The organism is Nonomuraea sp. 10N515B, assembly GCF_052245915.1.
Lineage (GTDB): Bacteria > Actinomycetota > Actinomycetes > Streptosporangiales > Streptosporangiaceae > Nonomuraea.
Genome location: NZ_JBQQBQ010000008.1, coordinates 74,901 through 91,300, shown reverse-complemented (window position 1 = coordinate 91,300; position 16,400 = coordinate 74,901). Strand labels below are relative to the sequence as shown.

Sequence of the window (16,400 nt, the reverse complement as noted above, 5' to 3'; positions counted from 1 at the left end):
AGCACGAGACAGGCAGGTGCACGATGACCGAAACGACCCCATCGACCACCTCGGCTAACGGCAACGGACAACTCAGCCTCAGCACCGACGCCGCCAGGCAACTCGCGACCACGACCAAGACGCCGCCGCAGATGCAGGAGATCACCTCTCGGTGGCTGCTGCGACTGCTGCCGTGGGTGCAGTGCTCCGGCGGCGTGTTCCGGGTCAACCGTCGGTTGACGTACACCCTCGGGGATGGCCGGATCACGTTCAGCAACACCGGCTCCGAGGTGCGCGTCATCCCCGCCGAGCTCACCGAGCTGCCCATGCTGCGCGGGTTCGAGGACATAGAGGTGCTCGAGGCGCTGGCCGATCGTTTCGTCCAGCGTGAGTACGAGGCCGACGAGAAGATCGTCACCGAGGGCGGGCCGGCGGACCAGCTCGTGCTGATCGCTCATGGGCGGGTGCGCAAGATCGGCCGCGGCGCGTACGGCGACGATCAGAGCCTCGGCACGTTGGCCGACGGCGACTACCTCGGCGAGCAGTGCCTGGTCGACGGCGGCGCCTTCGAGTACACCTGGCGAGCCAAGACGCCCACCACCGTGCTCACGCTCGCCAAGCAGGACTTCGAGCAGATCGCCGAGGGGTCGCCCGCGCTGCGCGAGCACCTCGACAACTGGCGCTCCAGCGTGGAGCACGCGCACAACGACTATGGCGAGGCCGCCATCGACATGTCCTCGGGCCACACCGGCGAGCCCACGTTGCCCGGCACGTTCGTGGACTATGAGCTGAGCCCGCGTGAATACGAGCTGAGCGTCGCCCAGACGGTCCTGCGGGTGCACAGCCGGGTCTCCGACCTGTACAACCACCCGATGAGCCAGCTCGACCAGCAGCTCCGGCTCACGGTCGAGGCCCTGCGCGAGCGCCAGGAGCACGAGCTGGTCAACAACAGGGAGTTCGGCCTGCTCCACAACGCCGACTTCAGCCAGCGCATCCGCACCCGCTCGGGGCCGCCCACCCCCGACGACCTCGACGACCTGCTGGCCACCGTATGGAAGGACCCGGCGTTCTTCCTGGCTCACCCGCAGGCCATCGCCGCCTTCGGCAGGGAGTGCAGCAAACGCGGGGTCTACCCGCAGGCGGGCGAGGTCAACGGGCATCGGGTGCCGTCCTGGCGGGGCGTCCCGATCTACCCGTGCAACAAGATCCCGATCTCCGGCACGAGCACGACCTCGATCCTGCTCATGCGGACCGGCCAGGAGAAGCAGGGCGTCGTCGGCCTGCACCAGACCGGCATCCCCGACGAATACCAGCCCAGCCTGTCGGTGCGCTTCATGAGCATCAACGAGCAGGCCGTCGTCTCCTACCTGGTCAGCGCCTACTACTCATGCGCCGTCCTGGTGCCCGACGCGCTCGGCGTCCTGGAGGACGTGGAGGTCGGCAGGAACGGCTAGCCCGGCCCTCGGCAGGTGACATGCCCGGCTAAATGGGCAGGTGATGGGCGCGGGGCTCGTAGTACCAGCCCATCATGCGCAGCAGCCGCCGCTGGTACGGCGTGACGTTGTGCAGCCGGATCCAGCGCTGGGACGGGGGCAGCGTGGGCATGGCGAGCACACGTAGCCCCGAGACGTCGATGAAGGTCAGTTCCCCGGTGTCGACGACGATGTACGAGCCCTGGCGACAGCTCGCCAGGGCCCCTGCCAGCGCGTGGCTGTTGGTGGCGTCGATCTCGCCGATCAGCGCGACGGCCAGGGGCTCGGGCGATCCTGGGTTCCGGCGCATCATGATCTTGAGTTGGTCATCCTGGTAGAGCAGTCGCTCTTCGAGACCACCCATGCTCCTCGCACCCCCCAACACGCATGCCTCGGGGGTTGTGAATTAGCCAGAACCAACGTTACAGCACGTACGTTTCACAATGTAATTTTCGCGAGAATATGACCGAATTAGTGAGAAATCCTGAAGAGTCGGACAGAGCGCCCATCCGCTCGCCCGGCCGTTGACCCCGCATCCCCGTACCGGCCGGGGCTGCCCGCGCGGGAGGGCGAGTTTGCCGGGGATCTCCCGAGACCCGGAGCGAAGCCGAGGCCCGTTCCGACCATCGCAACATTTCCGGACTTGCGGCGGTTTGCCCGATGCGTTTTATCCCTATACAGCGGGTGAAAAGTCACGCATCAGAAACACACGCGGGCAGCGATTCGGGGGCGCTGAATACGTGATGAAAGGAAGATGGACACGAGCACTGATAGCGGCGGCATGCGCTATCGCCTGCACGTTCAGCGGCAGGTCGGAGACCGGGCTGATCGCGCTGCGCGCGGCGCTGGAAATGATCGGCGTCCCGTATTCATGGGGCGGGGGCGGGGTGCAGGGGCCCGGATACGGGATAGGGAGGGGCGCCACGACGAAGGGGTTCGACTGCTCGGGGCTCGCCGAGTACGCCTACGCGCGGGCGGGGGTGCCCATCGGATCCACGACGCAGCAGCAGTGGCGTTCCGGGATCAGGGTGACGAGGGAGCAGGTGCAGCCAGGGGATCTGGTCTTCTACGACAGCAAGCCGCAGCGTGAGGGGCCGGAGCACGTCGGCATCGCGGTCGACGGGGAGAGAATGGTGCACGCCCCGTACACAGGGGCGTTCGTGCGCGTGGACCCGCTGGACCGGCCGCACTTCCTGGGGGTGGTGAGGCCGGGTGCCGGCCGCGCCGACTTGGCGGCCTGAGGGCGAGTCGTGCGGCCCAGGAGCGACCTGGGCCGCACGGCGCTCGGACATTCGGTGTTCTTCAAGAGCCGTCCGTGGCCTCGCGAGCACCCACGACGGACTCCTGCGAGCGTCAGAAGCGGGGGGTGACCGCGGCCTGGTTGTTGGTGAGCAGGTCGAGGTCGACCTCCTCGAGGTACAGGAACTTGACCAGGGACACCTCGGCGTCCTTGAGCGCCCCGTTGAGCGAGTTGTTGAACCAGTTGTTCAGCACGTCGTCGGAGACCTGGAACGGGCTCAGCACCGCCTGACCCGAGTTGTTGGCGTTGGGCTGGTCGGCGGACGCGCTGGAGGCCGAGAAGCCCAGGGCCACGGCCGCGATTGCCGCGCCCGCCAGAATACGACTGATCATTCTTGTCTTTCCTTCCATGGATGGGCGCGAATTCAGCGCCATGGTCGTTTCGCGCTTCGCCTGGGCGCGAGGAGGGCGCCTCTGGCCAGACGGCCACCGCCAAGGGGGCGGCCGCGAATCGCCTCTCCTGCTGCGCCACGCGACGAGTGTCAGTAGGTGGTGTCGCCGACTCCGGCGGCACTGTCCTTGCTGTGGTTACTGAACGCCGTGGTTGTTGGTCAGCAGGTCGAGGTCGACCTCGTTGATCATCAGGTTCTCGACGAGGGACAGCTCGGCGCCGCTGAGCGCCTCGTTGAGCGAGTTGTTGAACCAGCCGTTCAGCACGTCATCGGTGACCTGGAACGGGCTCAGGATGGCCTGACCCGAGTTGTTCGAGCTGGGCTGGTCGGCGGACGCGGTGGTGGCCGTGAAGCCCAGGGCGACTGCCGCGATTGCCGCGCCCGCCAGAATACGACCGAACATACTTGTCTTTTCCTCCATGTATGGGCGCGGAATTTCCGGCGCCATAGTCGTTTGTGCAGGGCTGTGAGGTGCCGCAGATAACAATCGCGGGAGGCAGCCGGTATCGCAACCCAGAACGCCCCACACGAGGTCAAGGAGGCGCCTCGATTTCTTGGCACTCGGTTTTCACGCAAATCACCGACGCACGGCACTCAGCGCGCACTCGCCATACGGCAATCGACGTTCATTTGGCCGGCGGCAAGATCGATGGGCCAATCTTTCACCGCCGCATAAGCAACGATCGCCGGAAACTTTGAGCAGCCGTGGACGCCGATGGGCGTACCTGGAGCGCCATCTGCGGGCGGGCGCCCCGGGAGTCAGGTGACGTCCGGGGCCGGGCCGGGATAGAAATCAATCATGAACGATGAGACGCCAGAGCCGGTCCGCGTGGCCATGGAGCGGGCACGGGCGGCGGGGTTCGCCTACTCCTGCGAGCCCGCCGTCGGCCGCCTGCTCGCCACCCTCGCCGCGGGCGTACCGGAAGGCGGCCGCGTGCTGGAGATCGGCACCGGTGCGGGGGTGGGGCTCGCCTGGCTGGTGAGCGGCCTCCTCCCCCGGGCCGACGTGACGGTGACCACGATCGAGTGCGATCTCGGGCGGGCCGAGCTGGTGACAAATGGTGACTGGCCCGGGTTCGTAGATCTCCGTTCGGGGGACGCGCTGGACCTGCTGCCGGGGCTCGGGGCTTTCGACCTGGTCTTCGCGGATGCGGAGGCGGGCAAGCAGGTGGGGCTGGAGCTCACGATCGCCGCGCTCAGCCCGCGGGGCGTGCTGGTCGTGGACGACATGGTGCCCGCGCCCGCCGTGGTGTGGGACGCGGAGTTCGCCCGCAGACAGGAGGCGGTGCGGCGGACGTTGCTCGGGCACGAGCGGCTGGTCGCCGTCGAACTGGCCGGCCACGGCTCCGGCGTCATCCTGGCGACGGCCCGGTAGCCGCGCCAAATCCCCATAAATACACGAAAGAGCACTACATTCCCCAATTTAGGAGATACGGCACGCGCATCGGCTGGCGTGGCAGGATTGTCCTCAGGCCGGAACTATGGAGATCTGCCGATTTAGGAGCATAGATACGGAGTGCTCGCGGTATGGGCGACATGACCGAAATATTCGATAGCGATTCGCTCCAATCTGGACCGACCGCGCTGAGACTCCTCATCGGCGCACAGCTGCGCCGGCTCCGCGAGTCCAGCGGCATCACCCGCGAGGACGCCGGATACGCCATCCGCAGCTCACATTCCAAGATCAGCCGCATGGAGTCCGGGCGCACGAGCTTCAAGCGGCGCGACGTGGCCGACCTGCTCACCCTGTACGGCGTGAGCGACGACGCCGAGCGCGCGAGCCTGCTCGCCCTGGTCGCCCAGGCCAACGCACCGAGCTGGTGGAGCGACTACCGCGACGTGATCCCCGACTGGTTCGAGCCGTACCTCGGGCTCGAGCACGACGCCGCGCTGATCCGGACCTACGAGGTGCAGTTCGTCCCCGGCCTGCTGCAGACGGAGGACTATGCCCGTGCCGTGATCGCACAGGGCCACGAGCACGACTCCCCCGAAAAGATCGAACGCCGGGTCGCGCTGCGGATGCGCCGCCAGGAGATCCTGAACCCGCCCACGCCGCGCAAGCTGTGGGTGGTGCTGGACGAAGGCGCCCTGCGCCGCCGGGTCGGCGGCGAGGCCATCATGCGAGCGCAGCTGGAGCACCTCGCCCGGATGGCCGGACAACCACACATCACCCTGCAGATCGTCCCGTTCGCCTCAGGCAGCACCATCGGCGGCGTCGGGCCCGTCACCATGCTCCGCTTCACGCAGCAGGGGCTGAACGACGTCGTCTACCTCGAGCACCTCACCGGCGCCCAATACCTGACCAAGGAGAGCGACGTGCGCCACTACCGCCGGCTGCTGGACGAGCTCGGCGTGCACGCCTCGCCCCCGGCCGGCACCCCGGCCCTCCTGGATCAGATCATCGAGAGGCTGTAGACCTTCCCGTACCTGCTGCGTCGTCGCACGTCCGCCGCCCTGGGGCTTCGGCCTCCACTCAAAGGACCTCCGCCGAAGTGCGGAGGGTGGTGAGGGAGCGCAGACGTCGCCGGGGCGGGCGGGTCAGGGCTGGTCGCCGAGGCGGTCCAGAGCGGCCGACAGGCGTTGGAGGGCCTCCAGGCACTGCCGTGCCTGCTCCAGCCCCAGCTCGCCCACCAGACGGTCGGCGAGCTCTTGGTGTCCGGGGACGATCTTGGAGATCGCCTCACGGCCGGCCGCCGTCGGCTGGAGCAGCTTGGCCCGCCGATGCGCCGGGTTGGGCCGGTATTCGGCCAGCCCCCGCTCCACCAGCAGGTCCGCGATCCGCTGCACTCCCTGCCTGGTCATCCCCATGACCCGGGCGATCCCGGCCACGGGCAGGGGCTCACGCAGGACCGCGCCGAGCACCTGCCACCAGGCCGCGGTCATCCCCGCGGGCCTGGCCAGCCCCTCCGCGATCTGGAGGAACTGGCCGTTGAGCCGGAACGCCCCCAATGCCAGGCCCGACAGCAGGTCCGCCTTCTCACTCATGCCGTCATCAGCACCTCGAAGGCCGAGGGGTCGCTCCGGGTGAAGAGCCGGAACCAGGCGTCCAGCACCTCGGGCCGGTAGATGTCCAGCCGCCGGAAGATCTCTCTGGCGAACGCGACCGGCTCCGTGGGCCCGGCCGTGATGAGGTCGCCGTCGAGCACCGCGTCCTGGTCCAGGTAACGCTTGGCGCCCGTGTAGCCCTCCTGCGCCTCCAGATATTGCACGACGGCACTGGTGTGGTCGCGCTCATTCAGCAGCCCCTCCCTGGCGAGCCCGGCCGTGGCGCCGCAGATGGCCGCGACCGGCACCCCGGCCTCCAGAAACTCACGGGCCTTGCGCGCGAACGGCGCCAACGCCCCGCCCGCGTCCCACAGGGTCGCCCCCGGCAGGATCAGCAACGCGCTGTCGGCCGGGGACAGCTGGTCGAGGGCGAGGTCCGGGGTGATGCGCAGCCCGCCCATCGTGACGACGGGGTCGGTGGCCAGGCCCACGGTGACGATCTCGTAGGCGCCGGGCTCGCGCTGGTAGCTCCCGTTGCGCAGGTGCGCGGTCGCGTGACCGGTCTCCCAGTCGGCGAGCGTGTCGTAAACGGCGTGGTGAACGATTCTCTTCATGACAGTATCTTGTCATTTCGACAGCATGTTGTCAATCGGATTGCGTGGGAGGATGGGCGCATGGCAGAGATCGTCGGCGGAGGACGTCCAGTCAACGACGCCGAGCGGCGCGTCATCGCATACCTGCGCGACCAAGCGCCCGCCGACTGGCTTCTGCTGCACAACATCGAGGTCCCGCGCGGCCATGACGTCTTCGAGGTCGACCTGCTCGTGCTGACCGGCCACTCGCTGGTGGTCGTCGACGTCAAGGGCACCAGGGGGCGGATCGAGGTGTCGGGCACGCGGTGGTTCCCGCCGCGCAGGGAGGCCTTCGGCTCTCCGGTGGCCAAGCTGCGGGGCACGGCCAAGGCGCTGAAGGGCCTGCTGGTGTCCAAGGCCACCCAGCTCGAACGCGTCTACGTCGACAGCCTCGTCGTGCTCTCCTCGCCGGACGCCGAGCTGGTCGATCCGGCCGGGCGCGACGCGGTCAACGTCACGACCCTGCCCGCCCTCCTGGCCACACTGAGCGACGCCTCGCGGGTCAGACGCGGGTGCAGCCCGGACGCGCGACCCTACATGACGGCGATTCTCGACGCGCTCAACCAGACCGTGCGCCGCAGCACCGCGCCGCCCAGGTTCGGCAACTGGGAGGTCGAGGAGCAGCTCGGGGGTGATGCCAAGGTCACCGAATACCGCGCGTTCAACGCGACGATGCCGGGCAGCGAGACCGTGCTGCTCCGGGTTTACCAGGCCGATCCGCTGGCCGACCACGAAGCGCGGGCGGCCGAGCGGCAGCGCATCGCCAACGCCTACCAGACGCTGGCGAGGATCCCCCCGCACCCGTGCGTGGTGCGCTCGCGCGACTTCTTCGCCATCGACGACGAGAGCCGGTTCGTTCTGGTGCTCGACGACGTGCACGGCCAGGCGCTGCACCTGTCGCTGGGCCGGGGCGAGCGGATGGGCGTGATCCAGGACCTGCTGCGCGGGCTGGCGCACGCGCACGCCAACGGCGTCATGCACCGGGCGCTCACGCCCGCCTGCGTGCTGGTCACCGACGACGGCCACGCGGTGCTGACCGGGTTCGACTACGCCAAGCCGGGACCACGCAACTACACCGTCGCCCACGAGCTGGGCAACGTGCTGGACGCGCACTACGTGGCGCCGGAGTGCCAGGAGCGGCCCGACAGGATGACGGTCGCGTCCGACGTTTACGCGGCCGGGGCGATCGCCTACCAGCTGCTCACCGGGGAGCTGCCGACGAGCGCCGACGCCCACGGCCCTGACGTGCCCGAGGTGGTGCGACGGATGCTCGACCACTCTCCGGCCAAGCGGCCGACCGCCGCCGAGGCGCTGCACGCCCTGCAGTCCGCGCCGGTTCAGGAATCACGGCTCAAGCGCCTGGTCCGTCGCATAGTGTCCGGATCATGACCATCAAGCTGCGCCCCGTCGACGAGGACGACCTGCCCTTCCTCCACCGGCTCATCAGCGACCCGGACAGCACGGGTGCCTTCCAGTGGTACGGCTTCCAGAACCCGCACCGAGTCCGCGAACAATGGGCGGACAACGGAATGCTCGGCGACGACCGCGGCATGCTGATCATTGCGGACGGCGACGAGGCGGCCGGCTTCGTGTCGTTCAGCAAGCAGATCGCCAACCGCGCCAGCTACTACTGGTCCATGGGGATCATCGTGGCGCCGGAGTTCCGCGGCAAGGGGATCGGCACCGAGGCGCAGAAGCTGATCGCCCGTTACCTCTTCGACCACACGACGGCCAACAGGATCGAGGCGTCCACCGAGATCGACAACCTGGCCGAGCAGCGGGCGCTGGAGAAGGCCGGGTTCACCCGGGAGGGCGTCCTGCGCGGCGGCGGGTTCCGCGCCGGCAAGTGGCACGACGGCGTGCTTTACAGCATGATCCGCTCCGACCTCGACGGCGAGGTCACGCCTGGGTGATGGTGTCCAGGACGTCGATGACGTACAGCCTCGGCTCCTCGCCCGGGGACGGCACCGCCATGCGGCAGCCCACCCGCTGCCCGACCAGCGCGCCCAGCCAGGCCGGCGGCACCGCACCCGGCTTCAGCGGGTACGCCGCCGGTCCGCCCCGCCGATAGGAGGAGTCCACGACCATGCGGGACGGCCAGGCGGCGGCCACGTACTGGACGACCACCTTCGAGCCGGCCGCGATCTCCCGCCCGGAGCCGTCGATGAGGGTGCGAGGCGGCGCGGCAGGCGTGAGGTCGGCGGGGACGACCGGAAGCGCGCGGCCGATCAGGCGGGCGTCGGGCGGGTAGCCGCCCAGGATGTCGAAGACCACCACGAGCGTGTCCGCGGGCGCGACGCCGGTCACCGGAACGTCCGGCCCCAGGGCCTCGGCGGCGGGGCCGACGAGCATGACGCGGCTGCCCGCCGGGTGACCGATGAGCGAGCGGCGCCAGGTCTCCGCCACCTGCCTGCCGTCGAAGACGACCGTGGTGGGCTGGTTGGCGTCGTACGTGCTCAAATACGGCTGATTGCCGGACCACCGCCGGATGTCCACATCCGCGAGCACCACGTCCCCCGGCAGCGTGCGCCGCCCGCTCCCCTCCGACAGCACCGTGATCCGCGACGTGCGGGCTGGATCCCCCTTGGGGATGGCGACGATCGGCTTGCTGCCGACCGCTCCGGTGACGACGGGTTGTGTGCCCTCCTCGGCCAGGCCACACGAGGTGGCGACCATGAGGACGGCAGGCCAGAACAGGCGCACGATGTTCCTCCAATCCGGAGGAATTACTAGCCCCGATGTGCAAAAGGAAAGCTTCGGGTCTGGCCATCTCCCGGCAAAGGGCGCGAGAGACTGTCCACGTGAGCGAGCGGAGCGAGCGAACCAATAGACACAGCAGCATGCTCACAGGGCCGACGAAGGAGGCCCTGTGAGTAAGCCGAACCTGGCACGTAGGGTCGCCGACGCGGCCGAGATCGCGCTGACCACCCGCAAGTACGTGACGTTCATCGACGTGGTCACGGGCCTGCGCTGGCTGCATTCCAGGCACGTGGACACCTGGCGGCAGGGCCGGGTGGCCACGCTGGCCGAGCTGGCGGACGTGGACGAGGACCGCCTGGTCGCCGCGGCCGCGCTGCTGAAGGAGTGGGCGCTGGCCAAAGGGCTCAATCCGGTGGACACCCCGTACGTGGCCGGCACCCGCGACCGTCGCGAGCTGCGCTTCACCGCCCGCCACCCGCAGGAGCCGTTCCGTGTCCACTGGATCTCGCCCGACCTCGGCGAGGCCAGGGTGCGCCGCCTCACCGAGCGGCAGAGCAAGGCGCCCGACCTGGTGGCGGTGGCCCCGCTGACCGACTGGACGTGCACGGCCTGCGGCGACACCGGGCCCTACCTGATCATGGAGGACGACCAGCCGCACTGCCTGACCTGCGCGGACATGGACCACCTGGTGTTCCTGCCTGCCGGGAACGCGGCGCTCAGCCGCCGCGCCAAGCAGGAGAGCGGCCTGTCGGCCGTGGTGATGCAGTTCAACCGGCGGCGCAAGATCTACCAGCGCCTCGGCCTGCTGGTCGAGCAGGCCGCGCTGGACGCGGCCGAGGAGCGCTGCCTGGCCGACGAGGAAGTGCGCCTGCGCCGCCGCGAGCGCGACCGGGAGCGCAGGGCCGAACAGGACGTCGACTTCCAGGCCCGCATGGCGGCCGAGATCGCCCGATTGTTCCCCAACTGCCCGCCGGAGCGGGCGCGGGAGATCGCCGAGCACGCCGGGCAGCGCGGCAGCGGCAGGGTCGGCCGGTCGGCGGCGGCCAGGGCGCTCGACGAGAACGCGATCACACTGGCCGTGATCGCCTCCATCAGGCACCTCGACACCGACTACGACAGCCTGCTGATGTCGGGCGTGCCCCGGATGCAGGCCCGCGACCTGATCAGGGACGTCATCGAAGGCAAGCTGGAGGAGTTCCGCCGCCGCGCTTAGGTGACGGCCAGCCGCTGGGCGTACTTCTCCTCCCGCCAGAGCTCCCGATGCAGCACCTCCAGCAGCGTGGCGGCCGCATCGTAAACGTCGGTGTAGCGGATGTAGAGCGGCGCGAAGCCGAACCTGAGCACGTCCGGCGCGCGGAAGTCCCCGTGCACGCCCCGGTCGATCAGCGCCCGCATGACCGGATAGCCGTCGGGGTGGCGCAGGCTCACCTGACTGCCGCGCGCGGCGGCGTCGGCCGGCGAGACCAGCTCCAGCGCGTCCCCGACCAGGTCGACGAAGAGCGAGGTCAGCGCCATGCTCTTGGCCCGCACCTGGCCCATGGGGACCCGTTCCCATACGTCGAGCGCCGCCTCCAGCGCCGCGAACGACAACACATGCGGCGTGCCCACCGCGAACCGTCTGATCCCCTCAGCCGGGCGGTAGCCGGGCTCGAACGCGAACGGCTCGGCGTGCCCGTGCCAGCCGGACAGCACGTTCTCGGCGGTGGCGTGGTGCCGCGGGTTGACGTAGAGGAACGCGGGCGCACCCGGGCCGGCATTCAGGTACTTGTACGTGCATCCGACCGCGAAATCCGCCGCCGACACGTCCACCTCCATGGCGCCCACGCTGTGGCACACGTCCCAGACCATGAGCGCCCCGGCCTCCTGCACGCGGGCGGTGATCGACGGCACGTCGTGGCGTGCGCCGGTCCGGTAGTCCACCTCCGACAGCAGCACCACGGCCGCGTCGTCGAACCGCCCTGCCGCGAAGTCGCGGATCTCGTAGCCGCCGAGCAGCCCGGCCAGCCCTTGCACCATGTAGTGGTCGGTGGGGAAGTTGCGCACGTCGGAGACGATCACCCGGCGCTCCGGGCGCAGCCGCAGCGCGGCCGCCACCGTCTGGTAGACCGCGATCGAGGTCGTGTTGCCCACCACGACCTGCCCGGGTCCCGCGCCGATCAGCGGGGCCAGCCGGTCACCGGCGGTCAGCGGCTGGGCGTACCAGCCGTCGTGGTTCCAGCCGCCGACCAGGTGCCCGCCCCACTCGTCCTCGACGGCTCGCCGCACGCGCTCCGCGGTACGGCGGGGCAACGCGCCGAGCGAGTTGCCCACGAGGTAGACGACGCCTTCGGGGAGCACGAACTCGTCTCGGAACGCGCGGAGCGGGTCGCCGGCGTCGAGGGCGAGGCAGTGGTCGCGATCTATCACCCGTTCACTCCCTTTATGGGCAACTATCCCGATTTACACCATTCTGGCCGGTTGTGGGGCGTCCCGGGTCACTCCTGCGGATGGTAGGCGACGGCCTGCATCTCGATGAGCAGGTGCGGGTGCGGCAACTGGTGCACCGCGACCGTGGTCCTGGTGGGCCCCTCCTCGTCGAAGAACTCGGCGTAGACCTCGTTGTAGCCCTTGAAGTCGTTCATGTTGACCAGGTACGCCGTGATCTGGACGAGGTCGGCGAGCGAGCCGCCGGCCGCCTTGAGAATGTCGCCGATGTTCTCGATGACCGCCCTGGTCTGAGCGTGGATGTCCAGGTTCGTCGCCCCGTCCTTGTAGACCTCCACACCCACGAACGTGTCGTCGGTCCTGCGGCAGTTGACGCCCGAGACGTACAGGAAGTCACCTGCCCGCTTGACGTGCGGAAACCTGCCGCGCGGTGTGGCCTTTCCAGGCACCCGCATGCCTTTGGCCCTCACGTGCCGATCACCGCCCGCACCGAGCCGAGCCCGTCGATGTGCGCCTCGAACACGTCCCCGGGCTCGACCGGCACGACCGGGCCGAGCGCGCCGGTCAGCACCACCTCACCGGCCCGCAGCGGCCGCTGCGTACGGCCCAGCCGCGTGGCCAGCCACACGGCCGCGTTGAGCGGACTGCCCAGGCATGCGGCGCCCGACCCGGCCGAGACCTCCGTCCCGGCGCGGGTCATCGTCATCCCGGACGCACGCAGATCGAGTCCCATCAGCGAGACGGGCGTGTTCCCCAGCACGAACACCCCGCTGGAGGCGTTGTCGGACACCGTGTCCGCCAGGGTGATGTCCCAGCCGTCAATGCGCGAGTCGGCGATCTCGATGGCGGGCAGCGCGAACTCCACCGCCCTGATCACCTCGGCCACCGTGAAAGGACCGCCCACCAGGTCCGCGCCCAGCACGAGCGCCACCTCGGCCTCGGCCCGCGGTTGCAGGAGCCGTCCGTACGGAATGGGCAGCCCGTCGAGGTAGGCCATGTCCGCGAAGAGCGGGGCGCAGGTCGGCTGGTCGATGCCGAGCTGCCGCTGCACCTCGAGGTTCGTGACGCCGATCTTCCTGCCGGCCAGCCGCCGTCCCTCGCCGAGCGCCCGCCGGGTGTTGATCTCCTGGACGGCGTACGCGTCGGTCGCCGTACCGATCAGGTCCCTGATCGGCGCGCATGGCTTGCCGGAGCGCGCGGCTTCGGCCAGCCGTTCGGCGGCCTGGGAACGCGCGTCGACGGCCTGGGACCATTCGTCATACATCGGGTTGCTCCAGTTTGATGGTGATCGTGGTGGGTTCAGAGTAGAAGTCGAGCGATCGCATGCCACCCTCCCTGCCACCTCCACGTCGCTCTCGGCGAGAAGGCTTCCCTGGCATCGTCTCCCTCGACCACAGCGCAGAAGGATCCGAGAAGACCTGTCCAGATGGACATCTTCCGGTACCCCTAGATCACTGACCATCATGGTCGGATGGCGCGGACGTGGGAATTGTGGGGAAACGTCATTATTGCTGGTACGTTTGCACTCCCCTTGGCCTTGCTAGCAATCTTGCTTGTCTCCCGCCACCGCGCTCGCGCCGGCCACCCGGCGCCTCTGCGCACGTCGATCGCCGACATCGGCATCGTGGTCGGCACCGCGCCGTGGATTTGGATGATCCTCACCCCGTCCGACGGCGCTCGCGGAGTCGGCCTCGTCCCGTTCATGGACCTCGCCGACGTCGCCACCGCATCGTGGCAGACCGTGTTGGTGCAGGTCGGAGGCAATCTGCTGGTATTCGCCGCCCTGGGGGCGCTGCTGCCGGTACGCACCCCCGCCATGGCCTCGATCGGCCGGGTTGCGGCGGTCTCCGCGGCATTTTCGGTCCTGGTCGAGCTCCTCCAGTACGTGCTGAGACTGGGCCGTTTCTCCTCCATCGACGACGTCATCCTCAACACGGCAGGCGCCGTGATCTTCGCACTGATTACTCGCCGCTGGTGGGCCACCCGAATACCGGCTGGGAGCGTTCCACGGTAACGGTCTGCTAAAACGCAGCGGAATTCACCACATGGGCACGATCCGCTCAAAAGAAGCCCGGGACCAACCTCTATATCTGTGCGATCGTGGACAAGACGGGGCAAGTTCTCTGGAGACGCCACTACCTGGTTGGTGACAGAGGGTGATCAAAGTTGTCTGAATCCCCGGTACCCCACGAGCCCCCTATCTATCGCCGCATCGCCGACGGTCTCCGCGCCCGGATCCTGTCCGGCGAGTTGCGCGACGGGGACCGACTACCGGGCGAGAACGCTCTGATGGCCGAATACGCAATCGCACGAGCCACCGCCAGGCAGGCGCTTGCCGTACTGATCAATGAAGGGCTGGCGGTGCCCAGACGAGGTTCGGGGGTTTACGTGCGGCTGTTCAAACCGATCCGCAGGCACGGCTCACGTCGCCTGTCACGAGAGCAGTGGGGTCAGGGCCAGGCCATCTGGGAGGCCGACACCCGAGGCCGGCCGTTCACCGTGGATCACGTCGAGGTGGCGCTGGAGCGAGCCACAGAGGAGGTCGCGAGCGTTCTGGACAGCCGCGAGGTCTGGGTACGGCGACGCCGCTACTCGGTCGACACCAGGCCCGTGCAACTGGCCACGTCCTACTTTCCCGCCGCCCTGGTGGAGGGCAGCGCGATCACCCTTCCCGACACAGGTCCTGGCGGCGTCTACGCCAGGCTGGGCGATCTGGGCGTGCCCCCGGCCCACTTCACCGAGGAGGTGCGGGCCCGTATGCCGCAACCGCGCGAGAGCGCGCTGCTGGACCTGCCGGGCGGCACACCCGTGATCGTCATCGCGCGGACCGCGTACACGTCCGGTGGACTGCCCGTCGAGGTCAACGAGATGGTGCTGGACTCGGCGGCTTATGTACTCCAGTACGACTTCGACGCCTGAATCAAGGTGATCTGTCAAGCGATAGGTTGACCTGTCCACCACGATCATTGATATCTCTAGAGAAGTCGTTCATCTTCTTAGAGAGATGGAACCTCGCCTGGGGCCCGGGAAGGTGGACGGCGATGTCCTTTGATCGGCACCTCGCCGAGATCGCCCGGGAGTTCCCCCAGTGGACCATCTGGCGGAGCGATGCGGGCCGCTGGTGGGCCACGAGACACCATCCGCTGAGCGCGGCGCAGCGCGACGCCGGATGCGCGATGACCATCGACGCGGACGACCCGGACGGCCTGCGTGACCGGCTCCGGGACCAGGAACGACGGGCCGGGGACCCGCACCGGTGGCGGACCGGCCCGGCGCCGCCTTGACGTCCGCCGTGGAGCGTTCCGCGGCGGACGCACATGAGCAGCCCGGTGCCGGGTCCAGCGTCTCGGCGGCCCCGGCACCGGGCCACCACGCAGGAGGGGCCACGAACGCGGAAGCCTCCGACCCTATCGGGGGCGGGGGCTTCCGCTCCGTACAGTCATAGGCGCCTGGTGGGATTACTTGGGGACCTCGGACAAGCGGACGATGGTCACGTCCGTGTCGTCGGAGATGGCCGGGGGCGCGTCCGCCGGCGGACGCTCCTCCTCCTGCGCCTCCACGATGATCCGCACGTCCTCCTGCCCCGAGGGAAGGGCGTGCTCCTGAGGCGAGGGGGGAAGGGCGTGCTCGGGCACCAGCGGCCCCGCGCCCGACTCGCTGCGCATGAGATCGCCCAGCACCGAGCTGATCTCCGTCAGCCGCCGCACGACCTCGCTGTGCGTGTTGGTCAGGTATTCCACCCGCCGCCCCGCGTGCTCGTCCAGCGTCGCGGTGCGCTGCTGCGCCGCCGCGAGCATCGCATCGGCCTCACTCCGCGCACCCGTGAGCAGCTGCTCGGCCTGCGCGTTGGCGGACTTCATCAGCTGCTCGGACTCGGCCTGGGCGGCGGTCACCACCCGCTCCGCCTCGGCCCGTGCCTCGCGCAGCGCCTCATCAGCCTCGGTGCGGGCGGCGGTGAGATGCTCCTCCGCGTCCGCGCCCGCCTGGGCCAACATGCCCTCCGCCGCCTGCGTCGCCTCGTGCACGCGGCGCTCGGCCTCGCCCTGCGCGGAGGTGAGGATCTTGTCAGCGGTCTCGCGGGACGTCATCAACAGCCGGTCGGCCTCCGACTTGGCCGCGTCACGCACGCTGGCGGCCTCGGCCTCGGCGTCCGATCGCTTGGCCGCGGCCTCCTCTTCGCCGAGCTTGAGGATCTGGGCGAGCCTGGGGCTGAGGTCCTCATAGCTCTGCGGCGCCTCGACCATGCGCCGCCTGGCCTCGGCCAGCTCGATGCGGCCCTGCTCGGCCTGGTCGATCGCCCGTGCCAGCCGCTCTTCCAGATCCCGTATCTGGTTACGGGTTCGAAGCATGTAGTCGTGGACCTGGCGGCGGTTGTAGCCGCGCATCACGACCTCGAAGGTGTCCTCTTGCATCAGATCGGGAATGCTCTCGTGCTGGTTCATCATGGGGGTTACCTAAAGGTGGTTTGCGTGAGGCGGGGGGAAACTGCGGGTTGTGAGGGTCTGACGACGAGACGT

At 69.0% G+C, this 16,400-nt stretch carries 20 protein-coding genes; 10 read left to right on the top strand and 10 right to left on the bottom strand.

From position 1 onward, the window contains the following. Positions 1–23 precede the first annotated feature (23 nt). Complete coding sequence (locus ACTWQA_RS13990) at positions 24–1,433, top strand: family 2B encapsulin nanocompartment shell protein (protein WP_443159649.1); 1,410 nt, start codon at positions 24–26, stop codon at positions 1,431–1,433. A 28-nt stretch (positions 1,434–1,461) separates the two neighbouring features. Here the strand turns inward: ACTWQA_RS13990 and ACTWQA_RS13985 are convergent, their stop codons facing one another. Next, positions 1,462–1,815, bottom strand: coding sequence for an STAS domain-containing protein (locus tag ACTWQA_RS13985; protein ID WP_443159648.1), 354 nt, complete (start codon positions 1,813–1,815; stop codon positions 1,462–1,464). Between the two features lie 379 nt (positions 1,816–2,194). On the opposite strand from ACTWQA_RS13985, the gene ACTWQA_RS13980 reads away from it, so the two are divergent. Next, positions 2,195–2,692, top strand: coding sequence for a C40 family peptidase (locus ACTWQA_RS13980; protein WP_443159647.1), 498 nt, complete (start codon positions 2,195–2,197; stop codon positions 2,690–2,692). 112 nt (positions 2,693–2,804) lie between these two features. On the opposite strand, the gene ACTWQA_RS13975 is transcribed toward ACTWQA_RS13980, so the two are convergent. Continuing rightward, positions 2,805–3,083 carry a hypothetical protein gene (locus ACTWQA_RS13975; RefSeq protein ID WP_443159646.1) on the bottom strand — a complete coding sequence of 93 codons (279 nt, stop codon included), beginning with the start codon at positions 3,081–3,083 and terminating at the stop codon, positions 2,805–2,807. A 195-nt stretch (positions 3,084–3,278) separates the two neighbouring features. After that, positions 3,279–3,545: a hypothetical protein gene (locus tag ACTWQA_RS13970; protein WP_443159645.1), complete on the bottom strand. Its 267-nt coding sequence runs from the start codon at positions 3,543–3,545 to the stop codon at positions 3,279–3,281. Between the two features lie 396 nt (positions 3,546–3,941). Between ACTWQA_RS13970 and ACTWQA_RS13965 the strand changes: the two genes are divergently transcribed. Both ACTWQA_RS13965 and ACTWQA_RS13960 read left to right on the top strand, forming a co-directional pair. Beyond that, on the top strand, positions 3,942–4,517 hold the full coding sequence (locus ACTWQA_RS13965) for an O-methyltransferase (RefSeq protein ID WP_443159644.1): 576 nt from the start codon (positions 3,942–3,944) through the stop codon (positions 4,515–4,517). A gap of 161 nt (positions 4,518–4,678) precedes the next feature. After that, the gene (locus ACTWQA_RS13960) at positions 4,679–5,557 is read left to right on the top strand and encodes a helix-turn-helix domain-containing protein (RefSeq protein WP_443159643.1); all 879 of its coding nucleotides are present in this window, start codon (positions 4,679–4,681) and stop codon (positions 5,555–5,557) included. 123 nt (positions 5,558–5,680) lie between these two features. Here the strand turns inward: ACTWQA_RS13960 and ACTWQA_RS13955 are convergent, their stop codons facing one another. Both ACTWQA_RS13955 and ACTWQA_RS13950 read right to left on the bottom strand, forming a co-directional pair. After that, positions 5,681–6,127: a MarR family winged helix-turn-helix transcriptional regulator gene (locus tag ACTWQA_RS13955; RefSeq protein WP_443159642.1), complete on the bottom strand. Its 447-nt coding sequence runs from the start codon at positions 6,125–6,127 to the stop codon at positions 5,681–5,683. After that, positions 6,124–6,741: a type 1 glutamine amidotransferase family protein gene (locus ACTWQA_RS13950; protein WP_443159641.1), complete on the bottom strand. Its 618-nt coding sequence runs from the start codon at positions 6,739–6,741 to the stop codon at positions 6,124–6,126. Before ACTWQA_RS13950 ends, ACTWQA_RS13955 begins: the two co-directional genes overlap by 4 nt. A 60-nt stretch (positions 6,742–6,801) precedes the next feature. Between ACTWQA_RS13950 and mads6 the strand changes: the two genes are divergently transcribed. Continuing rightward, on the top strand, positions 6,802–8,148 hold the full coding sequence (mads6, locus tag ACTWQA_RS13945; protein ID WP_443159640.1) for a methylation-associated defense system protein kinase MAD6: 1,347 nt from the start codon (positions 6,802–6,804) through the stop codon (positions 8,146–8,148). Further along, the gene (locus ACTWQA_RS13940) at positions 8,145–8,672 is read left to right on the top strand and encodes a GNAT family N-acetyltransferase (protein ID WP_305917286.1); all 528 of its coding nucleotides are present in this window, start codon (positions 8,145–8,147) and stop codon (positions 8,670–8,672) included. The genes mads6 and ACTWQA_RS13940 overlap by 4 nt, the downstream gene beginning before the upstream one ends. On the opposite strand, the gene ACTWQA_RS13935 is transcribed toward ACTWQA_RS13940, so the two are convergent. Further along, on the bottom strand, positions 8,659–9,462 hold the full coding sequence (locus tag ACTWQA_RS13935) for an FKBP-type peptidyl-prolyl cis-trans isomerase (protein WP_443159639.1): 804 nt from the start codon (positions 9,460–9,462) through the stop codon (positions 8,659–8,661). The genes ACTWQA_RS13940 and ACTWQA_RS13935 overlap by 14 nt on opposite strands. Positions 9,463–9,628: 166 nt before the next feature. Between ACTWQA_RS13935 and ACTWQA_RS13930 the strand changes: the two genes are divergently transcribed. Continuing rightward, positions 9,629–10,672, top strand: coding sequence for a DUF2293 domain-containing protein (locus ACTWQA_RS13930; protein ID WP_443159638.1), 1,044 nt, complete (start codon positions 9,629–9,631; stop codon positions 10,670–10,672). On the opposite strand, the gene kynU is transcribed toward ACTWQA_RS13930, so the two are convergent. From kynU to ACTWQA_RS13915, 3 genes are all read right to left on the bottom strand, one after another. Then, positions 10,669–11,865: a kynureninase gene (gene kynU / locus ACTWQA_RS13925; RefSeq protein WP_443159637.1), complete on the bottom strand. Its 1,197-nt coding sequence runs from the start codon at positions 11,863–11,865 to the stop codon at positions 10,669–10,671. The two genes, ACTWQA_RS13930 and kynU, sit on opposite strands and share 4 nt — an antisense overlap. A gap of 68 nt (positions 11,866–11,933) precedes the next feature. After that, positions 11,934–12,353: a RidA family protein gene (locus ACTWQA_RS13920; protein ID WP_443159636.1), complete on the bottom strand. Its 420-nt coding sequence runs from the start codon at positions 12,351–12,353 to the stop codon at positions 11,934–11,936. Beyond that, entirely contained in the window at positions 12,350–13,147 is a 798-nt protein-coding gene (locus ACTWQA_RS13915) for a 2-keto-4-pentenoate hydratase (protein WP_443159635.1), read from the bottom strand. The genes ACTWQA_RS13920 and ACTWQA_RS13915 overlap by 4 nt, the downstream gene beginning before the upstream one ends. Before the next feature lie 207 nt (positions 13,148–13,354). Between ACTWQA_RS13915 and ACTWQA_RS13910 the strand changes: the two genes are divergently transcribed. From ACTWQA_RS13910 to ACTWQA_RS13900, 3 genes are all read left to right on the top strand, one after another. Beyond that, a complete protein-coding gene (locus ACTWQA_RS13910; protein ID WP_443159634.1) occupies positions 13,355–13,897 on the top strand; it encodes a VanZ family protein in 543 nt (180 codons plus the stop codon). Between the two features lie 152 nt (positions 13,898–14,049). After that, the gene (locus tag ACTWQA_RS13905) at positions 14,050–14,802 is read left to right on the top strand and encodes a GntR family transcriptional regulator (RefSeq protein ID WP_305917293.1); all 753 of its coding nucleotides are present in this window, start codon (positions 14,050–14,052) and stop codon (positions 14,800–14,802) included. A gap of 122 nt (positions 14,803–14,924) precedes the next feature. After that, complete coding sequence (locus ACTWQA_RS13900; protein WP_443159633.1) at positions 14,925–15,167, top strand: hypothetical protein; 243 nt, start codon at positions 14,925–14,927, stop codon at positions 15,165–15,167. Positions 15,168–15,341: 174 nt separating this feature from the next. Here the strand turns inward: ACTWQA_RS13900 and ACTWQA_RS13895 are convergent, their stop codons facing one another. Beyond that, complete coding sequence (locus tag ACTWQA_RS13895) at positions 15,342–16,328, bottom strand: hypothetical protein (RefSeq protein ID WP_443159632.1); 987 nt, start codon at positions 16,326–16,328, stop codon at positions 15,342–15,344. Positions 16,329–16,400 lie beyond the last annotated feature (72 nt).